Origin of the sequence: Micromonospora sp. M51, from assembly GCF_018070305.1 — a bacterium.
In the GTDB taxonomy this organism is placed as follows: domain Bacteria; phylum Actinomycetota; class Actinomycetes; order Mycobacteriales; family Micromonosporaceae; genus Micromonospora; species Micromonospora parva.
Map to the genome: position 1 here is coordinate 1 of NZ_JAGPXZ010001524.1, position 436 is coordinate 436.

Genomic DNA, 436 nt, shown 5'->3' on the forward strand with positions numbered 1-436 from the left:
TTCGAGGCCGGAGCCCCACCAGTGGATCGTGGCGATGATGCCCACCATGCCCACGATCACGATGCCCGCGCCCAGCATCAGGACGCCCCGGCCGAGGGCACGGGCGACGTTGTCGGAGATGGCCGCGCCGACGAGCGTGCCGAACGAGAACGGCAGCAGGATCAGGCCGGTCGTCAGGGCGGACTTCTCCAGACCGATCTGCAGGTGCAGCGAGAGTGCGAAGAGCAGGCCGATGAAGCCCGCGAAGTAGCAGAGGCTGATGCCGACGCCGGCGGAGAACGAGCGGTGGGCGAACAGGCGCATGCTCACCAGCGGAACCTGGGCGCGCCGGGCGCGGCGCAACTCCCATGCCGCGAAGGCGGCCAGCGCGGGCAGCGCTGCTGCCATCGAGACGAACGTCCAGGCCGGCCAACCCAGGCGCTGGCCCTCGACCAGC

1 pseudogene is annotated in these 436 nt (G+C 70.6%); it reads right to left on the bottom strand.

What is annotated here, in order from left to right:
- Positions 1-387 (bottom strand): annotated as a pseudogene (locus tag KBX53_RS35780) (hypothetical protein); the annotation flags it as partial.
- Between the last annotated feature and the right edge of the window lie 49 nt (positions 388-436).